Origin of the sequence: Streptomyces sp. 13-12-16 (assembly GCF_002114215.1) — a bacterium.
GTDB lineage: Bacteria > Actinomycetota > Actinomycetes > Streptomycetales > Streptomycetaceae > Streptomyces.
In genome coordinates, this window is sequence record NZ_NCTE01000269.1 from 1 (window position 1) to 9,615 (window position 9,615).

The 9,615-nt window shown below is 71.1% G+C and carries 8 protein-coding genes; 5 read left to right on the forward strand and 3 right to left on the reverse strand.

Going from position 1 to position 9,615, the window contains the following annotated elements; translation table 11 throughout:
* Both B7767_RS11940 and B7767_RS11945 read right to left on the reverse strand, forming a co-directional pair.
* Positions 1-1,015: MAB_1171c family putative transporter (locus tag B7767_RS11940; RefSeq protein ID WP_107486022.1), on the reverse strand; the 1,015-nt coding region annotated here is incomplete at its 3' end.
* Entirely contained in the window at positions 1,012-1,539 is a 528-nt protein-coding gene (locus tag B7767_RS11945; RefSeq protein ID WP_085572180.1) for a toxin, read from the reverse strand. The genes B7767_RS11940 and B7767_RS11945, both read right to left, overlap by 4 nt.
* Before the next feature lie 269 nt (positions 1,540-1,808).
* Between B7767_RS11945 and B7767_RS11950 the strand changes: the two genes are divergently transcribed.
* The 5 genes from B7767_RS11950 (at position 1,809) to B7767_RS11970 (ending at position 7,549) form a co-directional block, all read left to right on the forward strand.
* Positions 1,809-3,158: an extracellular solute-binding protein gene (locus B7767_RS11950; RefSeq protein WP_085572181.1), complete on the forward strand. Its 1,350-nt coding sequence runs from the start codon at positions 1,809-1,811 to the stop codon at positions 3,156-3,158.
* Positions 3,155-4,096, forward strand: coding sequence for a carbohydrate ABC transporter permease (locus B7767_RS11955; protein WP_085572182.1), 942 nt, complete (start codon positions 3,155-3,157; stop codon positions 4,094-4,096). Before B7767_RS11950 ends, B7767_RS11955 begins: the two co-directional genes overlap by 4 nt.
* Entirely contained in the window at positions 4,093-4,959 is an 867-nt protein-coding gene (locus tag B7767_RS11960) for a carbohydrate ABC transporter permease (protein WP_085572183.1), read from the forward strand. The genes B7767_RS11955 and B7767_RS11960 overlap by 4 nt, the downstream gene beginning before the upstream one ends.
* 22 nt (positions 4,960-4,981) lie before the next feature.
* Positions 4,982-5,950 carry an arabinan endo-1,5-alpha-L-arabinosidase gene (locus tag B7767_RS11965; RefSeq protein ID WP_085572184.1) on the forward strand — a complete coding sequence of 323 codons (969 nt, stop codon included), beginning with the start codon at positions 4,982-4,984 and terminating at the stop codon, positions 5,948-5,950.
* A 93-nt stretch (positions 5,951-6,043) separates the two neighbouring features.
* Entirely contained in the window at positions 6,044-7,549 is a 1,506-nt protein-coding gene (locus B7767_RS11970) for an alpha-N-arabinofuranosidase (RefSeq protein WP_085572185.1), read from the forward strand.
* A gap of 31 nt (positions 7,550-7,580) precedes the next feature.
* On the opposite strand, the gene B7767_RS11975 is transcribed toward B7767_RS11970, so the two are convergent.
* On the reverse strand, positions 7,581-9,615 hold a 2,035-nt coding region (locus B7767_RS11975), incomplete at its 5' end, for a beta galactosidase jelly roll domain-containing protein (protein WP_085572186.1).

A 9,615-nucleotide genomic window follows, 5' to 3' on the forward strand; every position in this document is an offset into this window, starting at 1 on the left:
CGTCGCGCACCGCCGCGGTGATCACCGCCGCCCACGCGGCGGCCTCCGCGCGCTCCGCGTCCCCCGTCGCCGCCAGCGCGCCGGCGCGGGTCCGGTCGTACAGTTCCCGGTCGAAGTAGGGGTCCAGGTGGCTCAGCGCGTTGTGGACGCTGGTCTGGCGCCACATCAGCCGTGTGGTGGGGGAGGCGAGCCTGGGCCGGGGCAGCCGCAGCGTCCGGCGGGTGAGGAGGTCGTCCAGCGCCCGCTCCAGCGGTTCCAGCCGGGCGTACGTCCGTCGCGCCCGCCGCCGCTCGGTGATCCGGGGTGCCGCCAGCGGCACCAGCACCCCGACGACCGTCAGCAGGGCGCCGAGCCCGGCGGCGGCCGGGGAGACGGTGGTGCCGAGCTTCGACCAGTCCCGCCCGGACCAGCGGGCGCCCACCGCGACCAGCTTGGCCACGCTGTACCCGGCCCCGCACAGCGAACCGGTGCCGAGCAGCGTCAGCCCCGCCCGCAGTCCGCCCCGTACCCGGCGCGCCCAGCGCAGCGACGACACGGTGGTGACGGTCACCGCGGTGAGGTGCGCGACCAGGTAGAGCACGATCATCTGGGCGATGAACGGCGTCGTCGCGTAGTAGGTGTCCAGGTCGGTGCGGCGCTCCACGGGCGCCTCGCCGAGTGCGAACGTCACCGTGATGCCGAGGACGACGACGGCGTAGGCGAGCAGCCAGCGGCGGGCGGTGCGGCGCACCCGGGGTCCGCCGCGCCAGTGCACGACGAGGAGCTGGGACGCGGCGCAGTACCCGGTGATCGCCACGTAGGTGACCGGCGCCGCGAGGTTCGGCACGTCGCCGATCCGGTTGACGGCGCCGACCGTCGGCGGCGCCCCCAGGAAGAAGCACAGCCCCGCCAGGCCCAGCACCGCGCAGATCGCCCGCAGGTACGGATCGTGCCGGTGCCGCAGCAGGTCGGGGGCCCGCACCAGCAGGCCGAGCCACAGCACCCCGCAGCTCACGTAGTTGATCAGGCCGCTCATCCCCTGGTCCCGCGGTAGTTGAGCGCGGCCCCGATGCGTCCGGCGAGGTCCCGCGGGTTCTCGGGGTCGCCGCCCTCCGCGGCGTACACCGAGTCGGTGGAGGCCTCCAGCCAGGTGCGCAGCCGACGGCCCATCAGCATGCCGAAGCAGTCGGCCTCCTGCTCCTCGGCCAGGCTGAAGTCGGTGCGCGCGGCGACGGGTCCGGGCCGTTCGCCGGTGGCCGGGCCGGCGTCCGCCTGCCGGCGGCTCATGTGCCACACCTCGTGGCAGAGGATCACGATCTGGTGCCAGACGGCGGCCCGTTCGTCGACCACCACGTCGTCGTGGTCCTCGCGCTCCAGCCACAGCCCGCTCGCCGTGTGCGGGGGGAACGCCGCCCGGTGGACGACCACGTCACGTCCCCGCCAGGCGCTGACGGAGGCGACCAGTGCCTCGAAGAGGACCTCGGGGTCCGCCGGGACCGCCACCCGGATGGGGCCGATGAGGGCGTCAGCGAGACGACGCATCTCCTTCCTGGTACGCACCGCTGTCTCCCTGTTCCCCTGGGTGTTGCCCGGTCACCTGTGCAATATGCCAAGTCGGGTGCCGTCCCGGCCAGTTCCGCGTGTGACGCGGTCACTCGGTGACCGCCACGGTGTCCCCGGGTGCCACGGCCAGGGTAGGGCGCGCGGAAAGCCCCGCTGTGAGTTCTTGCCCGAACCATTGACGCGTCGGTTCATCACCTCTACGGTCCGTTCGAAGTTACGGGCGTCATTCGATATTTCGAACAATCCATGAACAGATGAGGCAGGGCATGGGACGACCTGGCTTGAACCGCAGGCAACTACTCGCCGGAACGGGCGGGCTGACCGTCGCCGGAAGCTTCGGCTTCGCGGCGCTCGGGACCGGGGCCGACGCGCTCGCCTCCGGCGCGGACACCCGGGTGCGCTACTGGAACCTCTTCAGCGGCGGCGACGGATACAACATGATCTCGATGCTGGACTCCTTCCGGGCGGCGAACCCCGGCATCGACGTGAAGGACTCCACCCTCCAGTGGGGCAACCCCTTCTACACCAAGCTCGCCATGGCGGCCGCGGGCAACCGCGCCCCCGACCTCGGGGTCATGCACATGGGCCGGGTCACCGGCTTCTCGCCGGGGCGGCTCCTCGACGCCTGGGACGTGGGCCTCCTCGCGAAGTACGGCGTGCGCGAGGAGGACTACAACCCCGCGCTGTGGAACCGCGGCGTCATCGACGGCAAGCTCTACGCCCTGCCGCTCGACGTCCACGTCCAGCTCTGCTTCTACCGCAAGGACGTGCTGAAGAAGGCGGACCTGCTCGGCGACGACGGCCGGATGATCCCGGTGACCTCCACCACCGAGTGGTTCGACGTCCTGAAGAAGGCCAGGAAGGCCCAGAGGAAGGGCCTGCAGACCATCGGCCTGTGGACCAACGACCAGAACTTCCAGTGGTGGTTCTTCGTCGCCTTCTACACCCAGCTCGGCGGCACCTGGTTCGACGACACCAACACCGAGGTCACCTTCGACACCGACAAGGCCACCGAGGTCCTGGAGTTCCTCCGCCGGCACGTCACCGACGGGTACGTCATCCCGGGCGCGCCGACCGGTGAGCAGTTCGTCAACGGCGCCCCGTTCACCTGGGAGGGCAACTGGTCGGTGCCGGTCTTCTCCGGCGCGGAGCTGGACTACGGCGCCACCCCGCTGCCGCCCGTCTTCGGCGAGCAGGCCACCCACGCCGAGTCCCACGCGTTCGTCCTGCCGCACCAGGCCGGCCGCGGCGGTGCCGCCAACGAGGCCGCCCACCGGCTCGCCGCCCACATCGTCCGGCACGCCCAGCAGTGGGCCGCCGGCGGGCACATCCCCGCCCACACGCCGACCCTGTCCACGGACGCGTACAAGAAGCTCGAACCGCAGAACGAGTACGTCTCGGCCATGGACCACCAGGCCACCGAGCCGAAGGTGTGGTTCGCGGGCTCCACCGGCGTCCTCGCCCAGGACCTCGGCCCCGTCGTCGTCTCCTCGACGATGGGCTCCGCCAAGCCGGACGCCGTCGCACGGCGGATGAAGAGCCGGCTCACCACGCTCCTCGCCTCGAAGAACCCGATGGACGGCCGCACCGCCGCACAGGGAGGTGCGGTCGCATGACGACGACCGGCGCACAGACCGTCATCCGCCCGGCACGCGCGAGGACCGCCACCGCCGGCGCCACCGTCCGCCGCAGGCAGGGCTTCCAGCACGGGGGCTGGTTCGTCGCCCCTTTCCTGGCGCTCTTCGTGCTGTTCGTCGTCTGGCCGCTGCTGCGCGGCGTCCACCTCAGCTTCACGGACGCCAACATCTCCGGCGAGGGCGCGAGCTTCATCGGCCTCGACAACTACCGCGAGGCGCTGAACGACTCGGCGATGTGGGACGCGCTCGGCCACAGCGCGTACTTCACACTCCTGGTCGTGCCCTGCATCACCGTCATGGCCTTCCTCCTCGCGATGCTCGCCCACCACATCGAACGCGGCAAGTGGCTGTGGCGGCTGTGCTTCTTCGTCCCGTTCCTGCTGCCGTCGACGGTCGCGGCCAACATGTGGCAGTGGCTGTTCACCCAGGGCATCGGCCTGTTCAACCACACCCTCGGGATCGACACACCCTGGCTGACCGACAAGTCGTACGCCATGTTCGCCATCGTGATCCAGACCCTGTGGTGGACGGTCGGGTTCAGCTTCCTGCTGTACCTCGCCGCCCTCCAGAGCATCCCCGGCCACCTGTACGAGGCGGCCAGGCTGGACGGGGCGAACGCCTGGCACCGCATGGTCCACATCACCCTGCCGATGCTGCGCAACATCACCGGCCTGGTGATCGCGCTCCAGGTCCTCGCCTCGCTGCAACTGTTCGACCAGGCCGTCGTGATGATGGACTTCAGCCCCGGACCGGAGCTCAGCACCCGCTCCTTCGTCCAGTACACCCTCGAACAGGGCTTCACCAGCTACCGCGTGGGCTACGCCTCCGCGATGTCCATCATCTTCTTCGTGATCATCGCAGTCGTCGCCCTGGCACGGATGTGGCTGCTGCGCAACCGTGAGGAGGGCGGCCGATGACCACCGCCGCGACCACGCCGACACGCACCGGGTCCCGCAAGCGCTGGACGCCCAGCCAGATCGTCCTCACCCTGCTCGGCACCGCCGTCTCCGCCGTCTTCGTGGCGCCGGTCGCCGCGGCCCTGCTCACCTCGTTCAAGTCCGAGGCGGAGGCCGCCGAGATCCCGCCGCACTGGCTGCCGGAGGTCTGGACGGGCCAGGCCTGGAAGGCGCTCTTCGAGACCGGCAACATCACCAACTGGTTCGTGAACTCGCTGGTGGTCTCCGTGTGCGTGACGGCGATCGTGCTGGTGACCAGCGCCCTCGCCGGATACGGCTTCGCCCGCACCGAGTTCCGCGGCAGACACGCCCTGATGGGCGTCGTCATGGCCGGCCTCATGATCTCCCCGGCCGTGCTCGGCGTCCCCCTGTTCACCACCGTCCAGCAGATGGGCATGGTCGACACCTACTGGGGCATGATCCTGCCGCAGTGCGCGCCCGCCGCGATGGTCTACATCCTCTACAAGTTCTTCCAGGGCATCCCGCGCGAACTGGAGGAGGCCGCCTTCATCGACGGCGCCGGCCGCTGGCGCGTCTTCTTCACGATCATCCTGCCGCTCTCCCGCCCCTCCCTCGCGGCCGTCGGCATCTTCACCTTCATCAGCTCGTGGAACAACTTCCTGTGGCCCTACATGGTCACCAACAACCCCGACCTGATGACCATGCCGAACGGCATCGCGACCGTCATGAACTCCTACGGCATCCAGTGGGCCCAGCTCATGGCCGGCGGCCTCATGGCGGGACTGCCCCTGATCGTCGTCTTCGTCTTCTTCCAGCGCCAGATCGTGGCGGGCGTCGCCCACACCGGCCTGGCCGGCCAGTGATCCCGCCCGAAGGGAGCCCGATGTGAAACGCCTGAGACTCGTCACCCTCCTGGCCGCCGCGGCCGTGGCCCTGCCGCCGACCACCGCCCGGGCGGACGTGACCCACCCCGACCCCCAGCCGGTCACCGGCCAGCAGATCATCCACGACCCGACCGTCCTGCGCCTGAAGTCCGGCGGCTACGTCGCCTATTCGACCGGCGGCGTCATCGGCGCCCGCACCTCGAAGGACCGCGTCCACTGGACGGACGCCGGCAACGCCTTCGCCGAACCCCCCGCCTGGTGGTACGAGTACAACGACACCGGCGACCCCTGGGCCCCCGACCTCACCCACCGCGCCGGCCGCTACTGGCTGTACTACGCGGTCTCCTCCTGGGGCACCAACCACTCCGCGATCGGCGTGGCCACCTCCCGCACGGGCCTGCCCGGCACCTGGACCGACCACGGCAAGGTCTTCACCTCGGAGACCACCGACCACTGGAACGCCATCGACCCGGCGGTCGTCCGGGCCGACGGCCGCCTGTGGATGACCTTCGGCTCGTACTGGACCGGCATCCGCATGGTCGAACTGGACCCGGGGACCGGCAAGGCGATCGAGGACGCCCCGGTCCACCACCTGGCCACCCGCCCCGACGAGCCGTACGCGGTCGAGGGCCCGGAGATCGTCAAGCACGGCCGTCACTACTACCTGTTCGCGTCGTACGACGCCTGCTGCTCGGGCGTGAACTCGACGTACAAGATCAAGGTCGGCCGTTCGACCTCGGTCACCGGCCCGTACGTGGACAGCGACGGCACCCCGATGCTGGAGGGCGGCGGCGACCTCCTGCTGGCCGGCCACGGCAAGTACGTGGGCACGGGCGGCCAGTCGGTCTTCAGGGACAGGGGCAGCGACCGGCTGGCCTACCACTACTACGACGCCGAGGACGAAGGCACGCCCAAGCTCGGGCTCAACGAACTGAAATGGCAGAAGAACGGCTGGCCGACCGTCCTCTAGGGACGCGGGGCCGTGTCGATGTGCGGCTCCGCCGCGTGTGTGCGGCCGGCCCCACCGAGCCGCGGACGAAACCGAACCCTCGAAAGGAAGAAATTGCGCACCGCCCGTTTCACCCTGGACCCCGCCTTCACCGTAGGCGAGGTGAACCCCCGCCTCTTCGGATCGTTCGTGGAACACCTCGGCCGCTGCGTGTACACCGGCGTCTTCGAACCGGACCACCCCACCGCGGACGCGGAAGGCCTCCGCACGGACGTCCTGGACCTCGTCAGGGAACTCGGCGTCACCGCCATCCGCTACCCCGGCGGCAACTTCGTCTCGGGCTACAAGTGGGAGGACTCCGTGGGCCCGGTGGAGGACCGGCCCCGCCGCCTCGACCTCGCCTGGCGCTCGACCGAGACCAACCGCTTCGGCCTCTCCGAGTACATCGCGTTCCTGAAGAAGATCGGCCCCCAGGCCGAGCCCATGATGGCCGTCAACCTCGGCACCCGGGGCGTCGCCGAGGCACTGGAGCTCCAGGAGTACGCCAACCACCCCTCCGGCACCGCCCTCTCGGACCTGCGCGTCGAGCACGGCGACAAGGACCCGTTCGGCATCCGCATGTGGTGCCTCGGCAACGAGATGGACGGCCCCTGGCAGACCGGTCACAAGACCGCCGAGGAGTACGGCCGGATCGCCGCCGAGACCGCCCGCGCCATGCGCCAGATCGACCCCGGTGTCGAACTCGTCGCCTGCGGCTCCTCCGGCCAGTCCATGGAGACCTTCGCCGAGTGGGAGGCGACGGTCCTCAAGGAGACGTACGACCTGGTCGACTACATCTCCCTGCACGCCTACTACGAGCCGCTCGACGGCGACGTCGACTCCTTCCTCGCCTCCGCCGTCGACATGGAGTCCTTCATCGAGAACGTGGTCGCCACCTGCGACCACATCGGCGCCCGCCTCAAGTCCAAGAAGAAGATCGACCTCTCCTTCGACGAGTGGAACGTCTGGTACCTCTCCCGTACGGAAGCCCAGGTCAGCGCCCTGGACTGGCCCGAGGCGCCCCGTCTGCTGGAGGACAACTACAACGTCACCGACGCCGTCGTCCTCGGCTCGCTGCTCATCGCGCTGCTCCGGCACGCGGACCGCGTCACCGTCGCCTGTCTCGCCCAGCTCGTCAACGTGATCGCCCCGATCATGACCGAGCCCGGCGGCCCGGCCTGGCGGCAGACGACGTTCTTCCCGTTCGCCCAGGCCTCGAAGTACGGCCGCGGCGAGGTGCTCGACGTCCGCGTGGACTCACCGACGTACGAGACGAGGAAGTACGGAGAGGCCGACCTGCTGCACGCCACCGCCGTGCGCGCCGGGGACGGCACCGTCACCGTGTTCGCCGTCAACCGCAGCCGCACCGGGTCGCTGCCGCTGGACGTCGTCCTCAACGGCTTCGACCTCACCTCGGTCGTCGAGCACAGCGCCCTCGCGGACGCCGACCCCGACGCCCGCAACACCCTCGCCGAGCCCGAGCGGGTCGTCCCGCACACGGTCGACGGCACGGCCCTGGCCGACGGCCGGCTCTCCGCCGTACTGGAGCCGCTGTCCTGGAACGTGATCCGGCTGGCGTGAGCCGCCCGGTGTGATGTGCCCGGCGGTGGGCTCACCTCCCCGGTGAGTCCACCGCCTCCACCACAACCCCGCCCCGCACCGCGCCCAGCAGCGTCAGCCGTACGTCACGCGGGCCCGAGAAGGTGGTCCCGTCGGACAGCACCGCCAGGGCCAGTGTGTTGGTCCCCCGTGTGCGCAGGATCCCGTTCGGCAGGACGAAGGTGTGCTGCGGGCCCACGTCGTTGACGTACTGGCCCATGTTCCAGCCGTTGAGGAAGATCTGGACCCGGTAGGCGCGCTCCGGGTCGTCGTCGATCGTGAGCCCGACCGAGGCGTCCACGTCGGCGGGCACGTCCAGCCGGAAGTCCGTCCGGCACCAGGTCACCCCCTGCCGCCGCTCCTTCCGGGGGAACTCCGCGTTCCGCCACTCCCGGTCGTCGAACCCCGGCAGGTGCCAGCCCTCCCGCTCCCCGTACAGTCCGCCGTTGTTCAGCGGCCCGCGCACCCGGTCCGGTGCCGTGGCGCCCTGGATCCGCCACTCCACGCTCGGGGAGCGGCCCGTGAACTCGACGGCCACGAGCCCGCGCGCCGCCCTGTGCGTGTCCTGCGCCCGCTCGTCCCCGTCGTGCTGCATCGGCCGTACGAGTACCGACAGCACGTGCGGGCCCCGCTCGCGCCGCTCCTCCGGCACCTCGAAGGAGGCCGTCGCCGTCCACGTGCCCCGCCGGGCCGTGTCCTCGTCCGGCACCGGCATGCGGTGCGTGCCCAGCGGGCGGCCGTCCAGCCAGGCCATCAGCAGTCCCTGCGTACCGGTGCTGTAGGACAGCGACACGGACTCGACACCGCGCGCGTCCTCGAACCGCCCCCGGTACCAGACGTCGCCGTGGTGGAAGCCGTAGTCGTCCGCGAAGAGGACGGGGCCGCCCTCGGGCACGGGCGTGGTGCCGTGCGACGAGGTGAGGTCGGCGGCCGGCCACGCCGAGTCGTCGAAACCGGCCTCGGCCTCCGGGTTCTCCGCCAGCCTCCGCCAGCCCCTCAGCGCGGGCAGCCGCACCTCGGGCACCTCCGGCATCAGCTCCTCCATCACCAGGCTCCCGGCCCGGCTGACACGGGTGCGCACCGGCCGCCCGTTCCAGGTCACGGCGGTGATCCCGCGCGGTACCCACACCTCCAGGCCCATCCCGCCGACGTCGTCGCCGACGAGATGGGCGGTGGAGCCGCGCAGGGCGACCGAGCGGAGCAGCGCCGGGCCGTGGGCCAGCAGCGGGCCGGACGGGGTCTCGTACGGCCACAGGTGCAGCGCCGTCGCGTCGTCGGCGAACAGCAGCACCATGGGCGTCTCGGAGTCCCCGCCCTCGACCAGCACCCTGCTCAGCCCGCCCACCCCGAGCGGCACCACGACGTTCAGCCTGCCCCGGTCGTAGGACCATCCGGGCTCCTCGTCCAGCCGGCTGGTGACCGGCTCGCTGTCGCAGTCCAGCGCGACCTGCGCCGTCTCACCGCTGCGGCCCGTGAACAGGGCGATGTCCTGCCGCCCGACGGTCATGTTCAGCATGGGCTGCGCGGTGGTGTACGCCAGTTTCCGCCGGCCCAGTTCAAGGCCGGTGGTGAGCAGCTTGGCGTCCCGCGCGCCGACGGTGACCGGTACGTCGATGCCGGTGCCCGGCAGCATCGAGCCGACCGGCTCCGCGGAGTCGTTGTGCAGGACGTACACCTGGGCGCCGGTGTCGGGGTTGGCCAGGTGGCGCACCTTCAGCCGGCCGTCCTCGGCCCGTACCTCCTTCGCCGGGTCCAGCCGGGCGAGGTCGGGCACGGTCCGCAGCAGATGGCCGAGCTGCTGGAGCGCGGCCAGCTTCGGCGTCGGCCGGCGGCCCTCGGTGATCGCCGCCCCGTAGTCGTACGAGGTGTAGACGCCCGGCGCGGGCAGCCAGCCCCACGAGGTCCCGCCGAACGCCACGCGGACGTTGTGCACCGTGACGCCGTCGGCGAGGCTCGCGAGGTGGTCGCGCCGCGCGCGGGCCGCGTCGTGCGTCCGCCGCACCTGCGCGTACCCCTTGCCGCCGGAGGTGGCCCCGCCCCACGGATCG

What these genes read in the sequence shown, in the direction of transcription:
- B7767_RS11950 (WP_085572181.1), top strand. Translation starts at nt 1,809, where the DNA reads ATGGGACGACCTGGCTTGAACCGCAGGCAACTACTCGCCGGAACGGGC.
- B7767_RS11955 (WP_085572182.1), top strand. Translation starts at nt 3,155, where the DNA reads ATGACGACGACCGGCGCACAGACCGTCATCCGCCCGGCACGCGCGAGG.
- B7767_RS11960 (WP_085572183.1), top strand. Translation starts at nt 4,093, where the DNA reads ATGACCACCGCCGCGACCACGCCGACACGCACCGGGTCCCGCAAGCGC.